General features: G+C 66.3%; 16 protein-coding genes and 1 tRNA gene. 9 read left to right on the top strand and 8 right to left on the bottom strand.

The genetic code is table 11. The features are described from left to right. Positions 1-90 precede the first annotated feature (90 nt). Positions 91-1512 (bottom strand): mannose-1-phosphate guanylyltransferase/mannose-6-phosphate isomerase, encoded by a 1422-nt coding sequence (locus tag H9Q09_RS05740; protein ID WP_187390259.1) that lies wholly within the window; start codon positions 1510-1512, stop codon positions 91-93. 277 nt (positions 1513-1789) lie between these two features. Between H9Q09_RS05740 and H9Q09_RS05735 the strand changes: the two genes are divergently transcribed. The 3 genes from H9Q09_RS05735 to H9Q09_RS05725 all read left to right on the top strand — a co-directional run bounded on the left by H9Q09_RS05735 (position 1790) and on the right by H9Q09_RS05725 (position 5153). Beyond that, entirely contained in the window at positions 1790-2848 is a 1059-nt protein-coding gene (locus tag H9Q09_RS05735) for a sugar phosphate isomerase/epimerase (protein WP_187390258.1), read from the top strand. A gap of 15 nt (positions 2849-2863) precedes the next feature. After that, positions 2864-4033, top strand: coding sequence for a Gfo/Idh/MocA family oxidoreductase (locus H9Q09_RS05730; protein ID WP_187390257.1), 1170 nt, complete (start codon positions 2864-2866; stop codon positions 4031-4033). 91 nt (positions 4034-4124) lie between these two features. Beyond that, on the top strand, positions 4125-5153 hold the full coding sequence (locus H9Q09_RS05725) for a LacI family DNA-binding transcriptional regulator (protein WP_187390256.1): 1029 nt from the start codon (positions 4125-4127) through the stop codon (positions 5151-5153). A gap of 325 nt (positions 5154-5478) precedes the next feature. Here H9Q09_RS05725 and H9Q09_RS05720 read toward each other — a convergent pair whose 3' ends face one another. Then, the gene (locus tag H9Q09_RS05720) at positions 5479-5619 is read right to left on the bottom strand and encodes a hypothetical protein (protein WP_154653357.1); all 141 of its coding nucleotides are present in this window, start codon (positions 5617-5619) and stop codon (positions 5479-5481) included. A 371-nt stretch (positions 5620-5990) separates the two neighbouring features. Here H9Q09_RS05720 and H9Q09_RS05715 point away from each other — a divergent pair, with 371 nt between their 5' ends. Beyond that, on the top strand, positions 5991-6152 hold the full coding sequence (locus H9Q09_RS05715; RefSeq protein WP_155898358.1) for a hypothetical protein: 162 nt from the start codon (positions 5991-5993) through the stop codon (positions 6150-6152). 346 nt (positions 6153-6498) lie between these two features. Here H9Q09_RS05715 and H9Q09_RS05710 read toward each other — a convergent pair. Together H9Q09_RS05710 and H9Q09_RS05705 are read right to left on the bottom strand one after the other, a co-directional pair. Further along, positions 6499-6573, bottom strand: a tRNA-Val gene (locus H9Q09_RS05710). A 311-nt stretch (positions 6574-6884) separates the two neighbouring features. Then, the gene (locus H9Q09_RS05705; protein ID WP_009208652.1) at positions 6885-7250 is read right to left on the bottom strand and encodes a response regulator; all 366 of its coding nucleotides are present in this window, start codon (positions 7248-7250) and stop codon (positions 6885-6887) included. A 171-nt stretch (positions 7251-7421) separates the two neighbouring features. Between H9Q09_RS05705 and H9Q09_RS05700 the strand changes: the two genes are divergently transcribed. Then, the gene (locus H9Q09_RS05700; RefSeq protein WP_187390255.1) at positions 7422-8306 is read left to right on the top strand and encodes an N-formylglutamate amidohydrolase; all 885 of its coding nucleotides are present in this window, start codon (positions 7422-7424) and stop codon (positions 8304-8306) included. Between the two features lie 326 nt (positions 8307-8632). Then, a complete protein-coding gene (gene hisN / locus H9Q09_RS05695; RefSeq protein ID WP_187390464.1) occupies positions 8633-9403 on the top strand; it encodes a histidinol-phosphatase in 771 nt (256 codons plus the stop codon). Between the two features lie 37 nt (positions 9404-9440). On the opposite strand, the gene H9Q09_RS05690 is transcribed toward hisN, so the two are convergent. Next, a complete protein-coding gene (locus H9Q09_RS05690; RefSeq protein WP_187390254.1) occupies positions 9441-10415 on the bottom strand; it encodes an alpha/beta hydrolase in 975 nt (324 codons plus the stop codon). 133 nt (positions 10416-10548) lie between these two features. After that, a complete protein-coding gene (locus H9Q09_RS05685) occupies positions 10549-11034 on the bottom strand; it encodes a hypothetical protein (protein WP_187390253.1) in 486 nt (161 codons plus the stop codon). On the opposite strand from H9Q09_RS05685, the gene H9Q09_RS05680 reads away from it, so the two are divergent. The 3 genes from H9Q09_RS05680 to H9Q09_RS05670 all read left to right on the top strand — a co-directional run bounded on the left by H9Q09_RS05680 (position 11033) and on the right by H9Q09_RS05670 (position 13403). After that, positions 11033-11500: an Hsp20 family protein gene (locus H9Q09_RS05680; RefSeq protein ID WP_187390252.1), complete on the top strand. Its 468-nt coding sequence runs from the start codon at positions 11033-11035 to the stop codon at positions 11498-11500. The two genes, H9Q09_RS05685 and H9Q09_RS05680, sit on opposite strands and share 2 nt — an antisense overlap. Positions 11501-11908: 408 nt before the next feature. Then, entirely contained in the window at positions 11909-12661 is a 753-nt protein-coding gene (locus H9Q09_RS05675; RefSeq protein WP_187390463.1) for a Shedu anti-phage system protein SduA domain-containing protein, read from the top strand. Between the two features lie 70 nt (positions 12662-12731). Beyond that, positions 12732-13403, top strand: coding sequence for a hypothetical protein (locus tag H9Q09_RS05670; protein ID WP_187390251.1), 672 nt, complete (start codon positions 12732-12734; stop codon positions 13401-13403). Positions 13404-13616: 213 nt separating this feature from the next. On the opposite strand, the gene H9Q09_RS05665 is transcribed toward H9Q09_RS05670, so the two are convergent. Both H9Q09_RS05665 and H9Q09_RS05660 read right to left on the bottom strand, forming a co-directional pair. Next, positions 13617-13841 (bottom strand): Rmf/CrpP family protein, encoded by a 225-nt coding sequence (locus H9Q09_RS05665; RefSeq protein ID WP_024348933.1) that lies wholly within the window; start codon positions 13839-13841, stop codon positions 13617-13619. Between the two features lie 361 nt (positions 13842-14202). Next, positions 14203-15252 carry a low specificity L-threonine aldolase gene (locus tag H9Q09_RS05660; RefSeq protein ID WP_187390250.1) on the bottom strand — a complete coding sequence of 350 codons (1050 nt, stop codon included), beginning with the start codon at positions 15250-15252 and terminating at the stop codon, positions 14203-14205. Positions 15253-15500: the final 248 nt, after the last annotated feature.

The raw sequence follows: 15500 nt of genomic DNA, 5'->3' as shown, positions 1-15500 counted from the left end.
CCATGTGGCTGACGAGCGCGCCGGACGGGGTGGCCGGAGCTGCCGGTGACCCGTTCAGGTGCGGAGGGGCCGGGAGGGTCCGCCCGTTGCTCAGCCGCGGGCGTAGATGTCCTCGATGCGCACGATGTCGTCCTCGCCGGTATAGCTGCCGACCTGCACCTCGATGAGCTTCAGGTCGATCTTGCCGGGATTGTGCAGGCGGTGGACGCAGCCGATCGGCAGATAGGCGGCCTCGTTCTCGTGATAGAGGCGGACCTCGTCGTCGATGGTCACCTCGGCGGTGCCGTGGACGACGACCCAGTGCTCGGCGCGGTGGTGATGGCGCTGCAGGCTGAGGCGGCCGCCCGGCTTGACGCAGATATGCTTCACCTGGAACCGGTCGCCGATGTCGATGCGCTGGTACCAGCCCCAGGGGCGATGGATGCGCAGATGCTCGCTTGCCTCGCTGCGACCGGCCTTGCGCAGCTTGGCGACCATGCGCTTGACGTCGGGCGCGGCATCCTTGGCGGCGACCAGCACGGCGTCGTCGGTGGTGACGACCACGACATTGTCGAGGCCGAGGACGGTGGTCAGCACGTCGTCGCTGCGCACGAAGCTGTTGGTCGTGTCGATGGCCGCGACATTGCCCTCGAAGACGTTGCCGTCGGCATCCTTGTCCTTGATCGCATGGAGCGAATCCCACGAGCCGATGTCGGACCAGCCGAAATCGGCCGCCAGCACGCCGCCGAGGCGGGTGGTTTCCATGACGGCGTAGTCGATGGACAGGGACGGCGAGCGGTTGAAGGCGTCGGCGTCGAGGCGGATGAAGTCGAGATCGGTGACCGCGGCATCGAGCGCGCCTTCGGCCGCGACCAGGACGTCGGGCGCATGGGCATGCAGCTCGTCGAGCATGACGTTGGAGCGGAAGGCGAAATTGCCGCTGTTCCAGACGAAGCCGTCGGCGAGATAGGTCTCGGCCGTGGCGCGGTCGGGCTTTTCGACGAATTTGTCGAGGACATGGGCGCCGTGGCCGAGGGTCTCGGTGCCCGGACGGATGTAGCCATAGGCGGTGGAGGGATGGTCCGGGGTGATGCCCAGGGTCATGATGCGCCCGCCGGCGGCGAGCTGCGCGGCGGTGGCGACGGCGGCGAGGAAGTCGGGCTCGTCGCGGATGACATGGTCGGAGGCCAGCACCAGGCAGGTGGCGCCGGGCGCGCGGCGCTCGGCCATCAGCGCGCCGATCGCCACGGCCGGGGCGCTGTCGCGGCGCTCGGGCTCCAGCACGATGTCGGCGGCGATGCCGACGGCGGCGAGCTGTTCGGCGCAGATGAAGCGGAAATCGTTGTTGGTGACGACGATCGGCCGGCCAAAACCGTTGCCGGCGACCCGGCGGACCGTCGCCTGGAAGGGCGAGACGCCATCCTCAAGAAGCGCGATGAACTGCTTGGGCATGGTGTCGCGGGAGATCGGCCAGAGCCGGGTTCCGGCGCCGCCGGCCATGATGATCGGCAGGACCTGATCGCGCTGTTCCATGGCTTTCCTCGTCGTATCTGAACGTCCGGCATCGCACGGATGCATGACGGCTGCATGTGCCGGTGATCTGCCGGAACACTGCCCTTAGCTACCATGGCAGAGCAAGCGAGGGGGCGAAAGCCGCGCGGGATGGTTGATGCCGTGCTTCGTACGCGGCGGAGAGCGCGGGCGGCGCGGCGTTTTGACAGGCGTACCTCAAGCGGCTTCTATGCGCCCCTGACGGGCTCCGGGGCGGGGCCGGCGGCGCGGGGAGGCGCCGGGAACGGGGAGGCTTTCGATGAAGACGATGCAGGGGCCGGGGATATTCCTGGCGCAGTTTCTCGGCGATTCGGCGCCGTTCGACGATCTGAAGTCCATCGCCGGCTGGGCGGCGGGGCACGGCTACAGGGGCGTGCAGCTGCCGACCTGGGACAAAAGGCTGATCGATCTGGAGAAGGCGGCGGGCTCGAAGGATTATTGCGACGAGATCACCGGCATCTGCCGCGAGGCCGGCGTCGAGATCACCGACCTTTCGACCCATCTGCAGGGCCAGCTCGTCGCCGTGCACCCGGCCTTCGACGAGGCCTTCGACGGCTTTGCCGTGCCGGAGGTTCGGGGCAATCCGAAGGCGCGGCAGGCCTGGGCGGTGGAGCAGATGAAGCTGGCGGCGAAGGCCTCGGCGCATTTCGGCTTCAAGAGCCACGTCACCTTTCCGGGCGCGCTCGCCTGGCCGTTCCTCTATCCCTGGCCGCAGCGGCCGGCGGGGCTGGTCGACACGGCCTTCGAGGAACTGGCGAAACGCTGGGTGCCGATCCTCGACGCCTTCGACGCGGCGGGCTGCGATGTCGGCTACGAGATCCATCCGGGCGAGGACGTCTTCGACGGCGCGACCTTCGAGATGTTCCTCGAGGCCTGCGGCGACCATCCGCGCTGCCAGATCAATTACGACCCGTCGCATTTCCTCTTGCAGCAGCTCGACTACCTGGAGTTCATCGACATCTATCACGAGCGGATCTGCGCCTTCCACGTGAAGGACGCCGAGTTCAACCCGACCGGCCGGCAGGGCGTCTATTCGGGCTACCAGCCCTGGACCAAGCGGGCCGGGCGGTTCCGCTCGCTGGGCGACGGGCAGGTGGATTTCGCCGGGATCTTCTCCAAGCTCGCCGAATACGACTATGATTCCTGGGCGGTGCTGGAATGGGAGTGCTGCCTGAAGAGCCCCGAGCAGGGGGCGGCCGAGGGCGCGCCGTTCATCGCCAGCCACATCATCGAGGTGACCGACAAGGCCTTCGACGATTTCGCGTCGGGCGGCACGGACGCGGCGGCGAACCGGCGCATGCTGGGCATCGAGGGCTGAGGGGGAGAACGCATCATGACGAGCGAGGAACAGGACACAGAGCGGCCACGCCGCATACGGCTGGGTATGGTCGGCGGCGGGCAGGGCGCCTTCATCGGCGGCGTCCACCGGATCGCGGCGCGCATCGACGACCGGTTCGAGCTGGTCGCCGGGGCGCTCTCCTCGACGCCGGAGAAGGCGCTGGCGTCGGCGGGCGAGATCGGCCTCGATCCCGAACGCAGCTACGGCTCCTATGTGGAGATGGCGGCGACCGAGGCGGAACGCGAGGACGGCATTGAGGCGGTGGCGATCGTCACGCCGAACCACATGCATTTTCCGGTCGCCAAGACGTTTCTGGAGGTCGGCATCCACGTCATCTGCGACAAGCCGATGACGACGACGCTCGCCGAGGCGCAGGAGCTGGCGGAGATCGCCGCGGCGTCGGGCAAGATCTTCGTCCTGACCCACAATTACACCGGCTATCCGATGATCCGGCAGGCGCGGGCGATGGTGGCGGCCGGCGATCTCGGCACGATCCGGATGGTGCATGCCGAATACATCCAGGACTGGCTGGCCGACCGGGCCGAGGATACCGGCTCGAAGCAGGCGGGCTGGCGCGTCGATCCGGCCAAGGCCGGGGCCGGCGGCTCGATCGGCGATATCGGCACCCATGCCCACAACCTTGCCTGCTTCGTCACCGGGCTGAAGGTGGAGCGTCTGTCGGCCGACCTGTCGTCCTTCGTGGAGGGCCGCGAACTCGACGACAATGCGAACATGCTCTTGCGTTTTGCCGGCGGGGCGAAGGGCATGTTGTGGGCGAGCCAGGTGGCGGTCGGCAACGAGAACGGGCTGTCGCTGCGGGTCTATGGCGACAAGGGCGGGCTGGAATGGCGACAGGAGGAGCCGAACCGGCTGTGGTTCACGCCGCTGGGCGAGCCGAAGCGGCTCCTGACCCGCGGCGGGGCCGGGGCGAACGCGGCGGCGGCGGCCGTCTCGCGCATCCCGGCCGGCCATCCGGAAGGCTATCTGGAAGGGTTTGCGACGATCTATGCCGAGGCGGCGGAGCTGATCCACGCATCGGACGCCGGCCAGGCGCCGCCGGACGGGCTGGCGCTGCCGACCCTGGCGGACGGGATCGACGGCCTCGCCTTCATCGAGGCCTGCGTGGCGTCGTCGCAGAATGACGGGGCGTGGACGGCGCTCTGACGCGCGGCTTGCCCTGCGTCCGCGGTATGTCCCCGTACGGGGCGACCGGCGGGCGGGACCCGATGGGAACTGACGACATGGACGAGGCGTGATGTCGCGACCGACGATCCGGGACGTCGCCCGTGCGGCGGGGGTGAGTCTGGCCACGGTGGACCGGGTTCTGAACCGGCGGGCCGGCGTGCGGGCGAAGACCGTCGCCAAGGTCGAGGAGGCGATGCAGCGCCTCGACTTTACCCGCGACATCACCGCGGCGAATCTGTCGAAGAAGCGCCGCTACCGGCTGAGCTTCCTTTTGCCGGACGGCGACAACAGCTTCATGCGCGGGCTGGCGGCGGCGGTGCAGGCGACCTCGCGGCACTCATCGCTGGAGCGCGCCGAGGTGACCGTCACCATGGTGCCGGCCTTCGACGGGCCGGCGCTGACACGGGCGCTCGATGCCCTTGACCGCACGGCGACGGACGGCGTGGCGGTGGTGGCGACGGACGCGGCGGAGGTGCGCGACGCGATCGGTCGTCTTGTCGTGGATGGCGTGCGGGTGGTGACGCTGGTCAGCGACCTGCCCGGTTCCAGCCGCGACCGCTTCGTGGGGATCGACAATGTCGTGGCGGGCCGCACGGCCGCCGGTTTGCTCGGCCGCTTCTGCGGCGGCGCGCCGGGGCGGATTGCCGTGGTCGCCGGGTCGATGCTGCTGCGCGACCATGTCGAGCGACGGCAGGGCTTCGAGACGGTGATGCGGGAACATTATCCGCATCTGACCGTGCTGCCATCGCTGGAAGGGCTGGACGATGCCGAGCGGGTGGCGTCGCTGCTGGGCGAGCTGCTGGCGCAAGACGGCGAGATCGCCGGGCTCTACAGCCTCGGCGCGGGCAATCGCGGGGTGGTGACGGCGCTGGAACGAGCGGGGCTTGCCGGCCGGGTGCGCGTGGTGGCGCACGAGGTCAGCCCGCATGCGCGCGCGGCGCTGCACGACGGGATCTTCGATGCGGTGATCAACCAGGATGCCGGGCACGAGGCGCGCAGCGCCGTGCGCATCCTGAAGGCGCTGATCGACGACCGGCCGGTGCTGGAAGCGCAGGAGCAGATCCGCATCGACATCTTCATGCGGGACAATCTGCCGTAGCGCAGCGAACCGGTGCAGCTCCGGTCATGGGACCAAGGGCGATCGGGTCGCGCCGATGCGTTCTGCACAATTTGCGGGCAGCGACGGATTGACGTATGGTAAGCTTAGGATAGCGTGTGTCGTCTTCCCCGGGGGTGGGCAATCTCGGAAGGGAAGATACGAGGCGGCTCGGTGCGCTCCCAACGTGCCGGGCCGCCGCTGCCGGTCAGGGACCGGTTGGGCAGTCGGACACCTGGCGGGCCGGCCGGATGGCGGGCCGGGGCCGACACGCGGTCGGCAACCGGCCTGATCGTCTCACAAGGGGCAGCTGCCCCCGGATGCCTGTTCAGCCTTCGAGCTTCGAACGGGCGCTGTCTTCCAGGTGATAGATGCGGACGCGGGCGATCTCGCGCTCGACGGAGCGGAAGCGGGCGTCGACGAAGGCGTTGTACATGCGGCGCATCGTGCTCGGGCGGGTGGTGGCCATGATCTCTCTCCAATGTTGTCCGGGGCGGCGCCAGCGTGTCCGGCGCGTCGTTCCGATGGGCGAGATATAGGCGGTCTTGCTGCGCTGCGGTATCGGGATGCTTGCAGGTGAGCCATGCGGTGAGCGCATGGGCTAGCGGCGCGGCGTTAAGCCTTCGTCAAGGAAGACCGGCGCGCTTGCGTGCCGCGGCTGGGAGCCCTGCACTTATGCACGCCCGGGTCGCAAAGGAGTTGTGTTAGGCGGGCAAATATCGTTCTGGTTGCTAAGTCAGCGCGCTGCATATAATCATTCCCGCTGTGGAGAGGTATATGCGTCAAGCGTTGTTGTATCGTCTAGGTTTTCTCGGTCCATGGCAAGCGTATCTCAGGATCATGCTTCGTCGCAGGCCCGGCGACGAGAACTGGCAGAAGCGATATCTCTACCCCTTCGACTATATCGAAGCGCGGTGGGCCGACAATCGCTGGGAAACGCGGCCCTATAACAAGACCGACCGCGAAATCGAAGACGAACTCGTCGATACGCAGACCTGGTAACTGTCGCCGGCTTCAGGCATCGGGCGTCCGAAACCGTGTCCGGATGCCCTTCGGCCATCCAGACGATCCCTCTCTCCGGCAGAAACGAAGCTGCGGTTCCCTGTCCTCTCCACGGGAGGGGAGGCGAGAGGTTGCACCGGCCGAGCGCGAGTCCGCACGGACATTCGAATCGGGCTCGGGCCATCGTAGCCGCTGACTTGCGCAGGGCGCTTGGCATGGCGGTGCGGTGAACGGCGTCAGGTGGAGAAACGGCCTGTGGGCGCAGAGACGCTGCGGCTGCGTTGCGCATCGAACATGACGTTCGATTCTAGCGAAGGGGCAGGCGTTTTTTCCGGGAAGGTTCGGATGGTGGGCGTGACAGGGATTGAACCTGTGACCCCTTCGATGTCAACGAAGTGCTCTCCCGCTGAGCTACACGCCCATCCGACGAGGCGGCTTTGACCACAGACCAAAGCGGTCGTCAATAGGGTCTTGCGGCCATTTTCGCGGAGAATTCGATGGCCGGTCCGACGGTCGCCGGAGCCGGTGCGCGGCCGGCGGATCGGCGCCGGGAATGCCGGCAGGCGGCTTGCGCCAGGCGCGCGAGCCGCGCCGGACCGAGGAGCCGCGGCGGGCGGTGATCCCGCGCGGTAGGGGATCGGCGCGCTGGCGCCCGGCCTGCCTCTGCGCAGGACCGGGGTTGACGAGCGACGCGATTGCGCGTCGCTCAGGCGCCCGTGAGGGTTCAGCCGGTCAGGCGGCGTCCTCGAGCATGCGGGCGACCTCGTCGACCAGCTCGCGCAGGTGGAAGGGCTTGGACAGGATCTTGGCGTCCTTGGGAGCCTTCGAATCGGGATTGAGCGCGACGGCGGCAAAGCCGGTGATGAACATTACCTTGAGGTCGGGATCGAGCTCGGTGGCGCGGCGCGCCAGCTCGATGCCGTCCATTTCCGGCATGACGATGTCGGTCAGCAGCAGCGAGAAGGGCTCCTCGCGCAGGCGCTCATAGGCGCTGCCGCCATTGTCGTAGCTGACCACTTCGTAGCCGGCCCGCTCCAGCGCCTTGGCGAGGAAACGGCGCATATCGTTGTCGTCTTCGGCGAGTAGAATCTTTGACATTCACGTTATCCGGATACGCCGGGCGCAACGATGCCGGCGGCTGTTCATTGAGGTCGCAATTCCATAGCAGAATGCCGGAACTTTTTCTAAAAGGAATCAGGATCCGGCGGTGGACGGCGGATTTTTCGGTGCGCCATCCAACCGGAAGGGGACAGTTTGGCGAACATACCCATGATCACGACGGCCGGCGGGGCGGTTCCCGCCTTCGAAGTCGTCGAACCGGCCGAGCCGACCATCCCCTTCGTCTTCTGCTCTCCCCACAGCGGTCGCGACTATCCCGCCGATTTCCTGGCGGCGACGCGGCTGCCGGGCGATTCGATCCGCCGGTCGGAGGATCTGTTCGTCGACCAGCTCTTCGAATGCGTGCCGACACTCGGCGCGCCGCTGATCCGGGCGCGGTTCCCGCGGGCGTTTCTCGACGTCAATCGCGAGCCCTACGAACTCGACCCGCAGATGTTTTCCGAGCCGCTGCCCGACTACGTCAATGTCGGCTCGGTGCGGGTGACGGGCGGGCTCGGCACGATCCCGCGGATCGTCGCTGAAAACGAGGAGATCTACCGCAAGCGGCTGTCGCTCGCCGAGGCGATCGGCCGGATCGAGACGATCTACAAGCCGTTCCACGCCGCTCTTGAGGAGCAGCTGCGGCGCACGAAGGCGCGATTCGGCATGGCGATCCTGGTGGATTGCCATTCGATGCCGTCGAGCGTGCGGGCGCTGCCGGGCGGGCGGCGGCCGGACATGGTGCTCGGCGACCGCTACGGCACCAGCGCCGGCGCCCGGCTCGTGGCCATCGCCACCGGCCGGCTGACGCGGCTCGGCTACGACGTGGCGCGCAACAAGCCCTATGCCGGCGGCTACATCACCGAGCGCTACGGCCGGCCGGCGATCGGCCAGCATGCAATCCAGATCGAGATCAATCGCGGGCTCTATGCCGACGAGCGGATCTATCGCCCGCATGCCGGCTTCGAGGTGCTGGCGGAGCGGCTGGCCGCCTTCGTCGCGGGCTTCGCGGAGGATGTGGACGCCGATTACGGGCTGCCGGCGGCGGCGGAATAGGCCTGCCGATCCTGCGGGGCGACGCGAAAAAAAACCGCACTGCGGGAGGGCAGCGCGGTCTGAGTCTAGGGAGGAAACGCCCGTAAGGGCCGCGGTACATCAGCACCGCAAGATCAAGATATGCTGCACTGCGACAGGACGCAAGCGGAATCTGCATGGAAATCGTGCAGAAAAGTTTGGCGCCACATATTGAGGCATGTATGTTGCGCGCCGACGGCTGGAGGCGCAGGGGAAACGCCGCGTGGCGCGCATTCACCGGTCGCCCGGCCCGTGGCGATCCGCTAGGATCGGAGTCCTCCTGAGCCAGTGGATTCTTCGCGCGCATGATTCTTCCCGACGTCTCCTTCCTGTTCGAACTCGCCGATGCGGCGGATGCCGAGACGCTGCCGCGGTTTCGCGCCGGCACGGCCGTGGACAACAAGCGCGCGGCGGATTTCGACCCGGTGACGGAAGCCGACCGGGCGGCCGAACGGGCGATCCTGTCGGCGATCGCGGCGCGCTATCCGGACCATGCGGTGCTCGGCGAGGAATTCGGCGCCAGCGGCACCAGCGACCGGCTGTGGGTGATCGATCCGATCGACGGCACCCGCGCCTTCATCTCCGGCGTGCCGGTGTGGGGCACGCTGATCGGCTATTGCGAATCGGGCCGGGCGCGGGTCGGCATCATGTCGCAGCCCTTCACCGGCGAGCGCTTCGTTGCCGACGGCGAGACTTCGTGGGGCCTGCATCGCGGGACGCGCACGCGGCTCGCCGTGCGCGACGTGCGCCGGCTGGAGGAGGCGACGCTGTTCACCACCTCGCCGCGGCTGTTCGAGCCGAAGGGCACGCCGCCCTTCGAGGCGCTGGAGGCCAAGGCGCGGCTGACGCGCTTCGGCACCGATTGCTACGCCTTCTGCATGCTGGCGGCAGGGCAGGTGGATCTGGTGGTGGAGACCGGGCTGAAGCCCTACGACATCGTCGCGCTGGTGCCGATCATCGAACAGGCCGGCGGCATCATCACGCGGCTCGACGGCGGGCGGCCGGAATCGGGCGGCGACATCGTCGCGGCGGGAACGCCGGACCTGCACGCCGCGGCACTGGCGATGCTCAACCGCTGACGGTCGCTGACAATCGTCAGTGTTCGCGCCCGCCGGGTCAGTCGAGGGGCAAGGCGCCGGCGGTGAAGGATTCGAACGCCTCCATGAAGGGGGCGCGGAAGCGGTCGGCCTCCTGCAGCAATTCGTGCCGGGCGAAGGGAATGGTCAGGCTGGAGCCCGAACGCATGCGCCAGGCCAGCCGCTCGGCGGCGCGGCTGTCGACCACGGCATCCTGGCCGGCGGTGACGATGAGGGTGGGCACGCCCAGCCGGGCGATATTGTCGGAATCCTCCAGCCGCCGCATGGCGCCGGTGACCGCCGCCAGCCACGACACGGTCGGCTTGCCGAGAAACAGCCACGGCGCCGCCTCGGCGAGTGCGGCGTTGCGGGCCAGGCGCCTGGGATCGCTGCTGAGGGCGGGGCTGGCGGCGCGGATGCGCCGGCCGGGCAGCAGCGACGGGGCGACCGGCAGCCGGCCAAGGCCGAGCCAGCGGCCGAGCCGGGCCAGACGATGCAGGCCGCGGGTGCCGATGGCGCGGTTCGCCGGGAAGGCGACCAGCGGCGCGCTGAGCACCATGCGCTCGATGCTGTTGACCAGGCGCGGCGCCGCGGTGAGCGCGACGAGGCCGCCCATGGAATGGGCGAGGATGACGAAGGGGCCGCGGCAATCGGGCAGGGCGACGTCCTGGATGAAGGCTTCCAGGTCGTTCACATAGGCGCCGAAGCGGCGGACATAGCCGCGGCGGCGATCGCGCAGCATGCGTTCCGAGCCGCCCTGCCCGCGCCAGTCGAAGGTGGCGACCATGTAGCCGCGGCGATTGAGCTCGCCGATGGTCTCGAAATATTTCTCGATATTCTCGTTGCGGCCCTGCAGCAGGATGACGGTGCCGCGGGTGCGCTCCAGCGCCGAGGGCGAGACCGCGTAGCGCAGGCGCTTGCCGTCGGGGGCGCGGAAAGTCGAGGCGGTGATGCCGGCGGGCGCCGGATTGGCCTCGGTAACGACGAGTTCGTCCGGATTGAAGGCTTCGTTCATGTCGTATCCGCTTCGCCCGGGACCGGCCGTTCTGCTGGGGAATTCGCGGCCATGGCCGTTGCGCGCTTTTAGTGGCCGGGACCGGGCGGGTCAAAGCCTTCCGCGCCGGTGGGCGGCCTGGGCGACGGCGGCGTCAGACGCGGCAAGCCCGGGCACGACGCTGGCGGCGTGTCGGCGGGGCAGGGGTGAGAAGGGGATCGACCGGAAGCCCTTTGACAGGCTTCCGGCCGGAGCGGCCACAGCGGAAGGGACGGGACGCTGTGACCGTTTGGCGGGCCGCCCGGTGTGTGGTGGGCGGCTGAAATCTGACGCCACATTGCACCAGGGCAGATGAACGGTCGCGGAAGGCGGCATTCATCTGCGGTTCAGGCGGGCCCGCCGGAAAACCATGCACGATCAGAGCGTTGAGGAGGCACGCCTGCGACGCGCGCGCGGGGAGGGCGGACCTGAGAAAAATCTGCACGGCCGGCTTGCGGGCGCTCTTGAACGGCAAAAATCGCGGCATTATTTTTGTCATGCGGTCGCCGAGACGGGGCCGCACGCCGGGCTGCATCGCCAATTCGGGATGCGTGCCGGGCGCCTTACGCAAACCTCGTTGCTTCTGAATGGAGAACATCATGCGTCATGTCGATTTTGCCCCCCTCTATCGTTCCACCGTCGGTTTCGACCGGCTGTTCTCGCTGCTCGACAGCCAGACGCTCGCCGACAACGGCCAGACCTATCCGCCCTACAACATCGAGCGCACCGGCGAGAACGCCTATCGCGTGACGCTCGCCGTCGCCGGCTTCGGCGACGAGGAACTGTCGATCGAGGCGCGCGAGAACGTGCTGACGGTCAAGGGCGAGAAGGCCGAGAGCCAGGAGAGCGACCAGTACGAGACGCTCTATCGCGGCATCGCCGGCCGCGCCTTCGAGCGCCGCTTCCAGCTGGCCGAATATGTCGAGGTGAAGGGCGCCGCCCTGAAGAACGGCCTCCTGCATATCGACCTCGTGCGAGTGATCCCGGAGGCGATGAAGCCGCGCCGGATCGCCATCACCACGGCCGACAATGTCAACGAGAAGCAGATCGAGGCGAACGCCGCCTGATCAACGTACACTCGGAACGGGAAGAGAGCGGCGCCGGAAACGGCGCCGTTTTTTGTTTGTGGGGGCTGGCGTGATTGTGCGGCCGCTATGGGTGAATTTCTGCCAGCCCGCTCTTCGGAACACGAGGCCACAAAGCGACGTACGCCATTCGGACAGCAGTTGGCTGGATCGGCAGGCGCCGCGGTGGGCTGAAAGGTTGAGGCGCCACTTGTCGAGACGGCGGGGGAATCACTGCCGGTGCGTGATGAGGTGGATGACGCGTCCGCGACCGGCTACGCCTTGGCATTCGAAATTCCTCTAGTTTAAGGTTACTGCGTACATCCAGTCGCCTATGCTTAGATCGTCAGGGGAGAGAATGGGAATTTTCGGCCAGAAGTTTGACAGCACCTCGAACGAAACTCTCGAGAGATACAAGGTCTCATCTCAAGAGTCGAGCCTGAGCAGACCTACCAATCATTCCTTGAGAGCAACAACGCCCTCGTTCCGAGGGAGTTCATCCTAAATCATGGACTGCACCTCGATCTGATCCTCAGGAAGGTGCCCTTCGGATCAGATTATTGTTGCGATTTTATGTATTTGACCAAGAGCACGGTGCGATGGCATTGTGTGCTAGTCGAAATTGAAAAACCTCATTCACGCTTTTTTAAAGACGCTTCAAGTGACTTTCATCGCGACTTCATGAGTGCGCTTGAGCAGATTAATAACTGGCGGGCATGGTTCTCATCGGTCGATAACAAGAAGAGCTTTCTAGGTAATAGTATTGGGTTCCTGCGCTCGCCGGCTATGAGTCCGACCGTCGACATAAAATACGTTCTCGTTCACGGCCGCAGGAAGGAGATCGAGAATAATAGCATCCGACTTGGAAAGGTGATGGCGCAGGAGCGCGATGACTTTCGCATCATGAGCTACGATGGTCTGGCTGAAAATCTCTCATCCCGATGGGAAGCCTACATTGCTGCCAAGAAAAATGATCATGTCCAGATCCTGAGCAGTAAGTTTGTCGGAGAAGGAATCTTTTCGTGGTTGGAGCCTGAAACAATCAGGATTAACGAGGAACTTCGCGCCGATACGGAGACCTATCGCAGGAAGATCAATTCGATGAAGTTCGTGGATAATCAACCAATTCGGTGCATTGATCACTACCTCGACGTGACAAGCTGATTCCGCTTGGCATTTGCCACCCACATCTGCGCGCAGACAATCCTTCGCGACCCTGTCAGCGACTGCTTAAGTGGCTTTGACTTTCAGCAATCCGCAGCGGACCGGAGATGGCGACATGATGGCGATGGCGAGCTACGTGGATGAGATCAGGCACGCGACCGAGAACCTGATCCCGCTCGTTTGGAATGAGCAAAATCGTCTCCTGGGCTTGGAGGCGGAAGTTGCGGCTTTGACCCGGATAGTAGAGGATAACTACCGTCGCGCCGAATTCATCGCGATGAATGCCGAGGATCCGGATGATGTCGCAATGGCGTCTGGAATGCGCTGGGGCACATACTTCGAAGAAGACAAGGACCGACACGATAAAGACCACGAGCGCCAGGAACTAGGTCAGAAAATTACCACCCATCGGTTCTCGGTGGGCTCGCTTTGCGGCTCCATCTTGCAGTTCGCCAAGCAGGGCATCTCGCTCTGCCACGGCAGCCTCGCCGCTTGCCCAGACGGGCGCGCTATTGGAAGCCAATTCCTGAAGGACCTGATCTGGCAAGGACGAAATCAGTCCATTCATTGGGAAGAAGTTGCGCCGAGGCCTCCAGTGGTAGCCTGCTTCGACAAACTCACTCATGAGTGCGGCCAGTCTTTCGGTGATTTTCGCAACCGGAACATGGCCATCGACGTTGTGACGTTGCTTGGCTGGAGAACCGTCGCCGAATTTGAGGCGGACATGCTGTTGCTTAGTTAGAAACCGGAGCCTCAAGTGCAGCGACGCGGAGGACGGACGCTAGCGAAATAGGCGCAACGTCGTCGCGCCGAATGTCTATTCCTGGGACGGCGTAGTGTATCCTCCGAGGGCTGACATGGGTCGAAAGCCGTTGCACATTTGCGTTTCTCCCACCCACATAAAAACGCGACGGCCTAAGGCCATCGCGCGCTCGCTCGTTTCTGCCCGGCCGCGTCAGGATTCGTGGGGGGCGTCGTGGCGGCCGAGATTGGTGGCGGTGCGGGCGTCCTTCATCATGCCGGCATGCTGGCCGGTGCCCGTCGGCGCCGCGTTGCGGGCCGTGGTCCAGCCCTCCATCCACGCGGCGCGCAGGGAGGAGCCGGCCGGATATTCGCAGGACGACATCGGGAAATTGTTGCGGAAAGCGAGTTCGCCCTGATGAAACGCGTCTGTGGACATGACGTTCTCCTCTGGCTGTGAACCTACGCTACGGAAATCCCGTGCGCGGTCAACCGTTCCGAAGAAAGATGTCCATCGGCCCGATCGGTCCGGGGCGGGCGTGCCCCGGCCGGTCGGAGGGCCGGCGAAGGCCGGTTGAGAGCCAGTCAGGGACCCGTCGAGGGGCTGGTCGAGGGCCAGTTCCGAGCGACCGTTGCAGGCCGGTCAGGGGCTCTGTCGAAGGCTGGTCAGGGGCCAGTCAGGGGGCGTCGAAGGCAAGTCGGTTCCCTGTCTGTCGAAGGGCCGATTTGCGGCTGACGGGAGCCAGTTGGGACTTCATCGGGGTCCGATCGGCCGCATCGGGCGACCGATCGGGGCCGGATCAGGCCAGGAGTTCGCAGAAGCGGTCGACTTCGTCCGGGGTCGTCGACCAGCTGGTGACGAGGCGCACCAGATGCTCGTCGTCGCCGACGATGTCGTGGAAGCCGTGCGGCGGGTTCCAGTCGTAGAAGACCGCGCCGCGGGCCCTGAGCGCCTCGGCCCGGTCGGCCTTGAGGATCGCGAAGCTCTCATTGGTGTGGGTCGGCCAGGCCTGGCGGGCCTGGTTGCTGGCGTCGAGGCCGGCGCGCAGGCGGTCGGCCATGCGGTTGGCGTGGCTGCCGAGCTCGAGCCAGAGATCGTTCTCCAGATAGGCCATGAACTGGGCCGCCACGAAGCGGGTCTTGGAGAAGAGCTGGGCGCCGCGCTTGCGGATATAGGGGAACTGGCTGGCCTTGGCGGGGTCGAAGAAGACCACGGCCTCGGCGCACCAGCAGCCGTTCTTGGTGGCGCCGAAGGACAGGATGTCGACGCCGCGCTTCCAGGTCATCTCGGCCGGGGTCATGCCGGTGGCGGCCAGACCATTGGCAAAGCGCGCGCCGTCCATGTGGAGGGCAAGATTGCGGTCATGGGCGATCTTCGCGATCGTCTCGATCTCGTCGCCGCTGTAGAGCGTGCCGGCCTCGCCGGGCTGGCTGATGGTCACGGCCATGGGCTGGCCGGCATGGACGAAGTCCGGCTTGAAGCGGGAAATCTCGCGCTTGAGATTGTCCGGGTCGATCTTGCCGTCGGGGCCGTCGATCGGCGCCATGCGGGCGCCATGGGTGAAGAATTCCGGCGCGCCGCACTCGTCCTCGATGACGTGGGCCTCGCGGTGGCACAGGACGACGCCGCCCGGCCGGTTGACCGCGGCGAAGGCGAGGGAGTTGGCGGCGGTGCCGGTGCCCACGAAGAACACCGCGACCTCGCGCTCGAACAATTCGTCGAAGCGGCGCTCGACGCGCTTGTCGAGATCGCTCGCGCCATAAGCGGCGGCCATGCCGGCGCCGTGGGCGGTGAGGGCTGCATTGATCGCCGGATGGGCGCCGGACCAGTTATCGGAAGCAAAGATCATGGCGGGCAGTTATAATGCGCCGCGGCCAAGGGCAAGCGGGACGCGGCGCGGATCTCCCATGCGCTGCGGGCATGCGGGGCGGCTGCCGGGCGCGATTTTTGCGGGCGAGGCGGGGCGTCGGAGGACCGGCGCGCGGTCCGGCGGATGGCGAATCCGTGTGGGCCGGCGAGGGGGCGCTGCCGGGGGTGGCCTTGTGGCGTGGCACCGCTTCTGTCATATTACGGCCGATAGGACAGTGATGCTGCCAT

It is taken from the genome of Aurantimonas sp. DM33-3, assembly GCF_014334315.1.
Taxonomy (GTDB): domain Bacteria; phylum Pseudomonadota; class Alphaproteobacteria; order Rhizobiales; family Rhizobiaceae; genus Aurantimonas; species Aurantimonas coralicida.
Note: the sequence above shows the minus strand (reverse complement) of the source record. Positions and strands in the feature narration are given on the sequence as shown.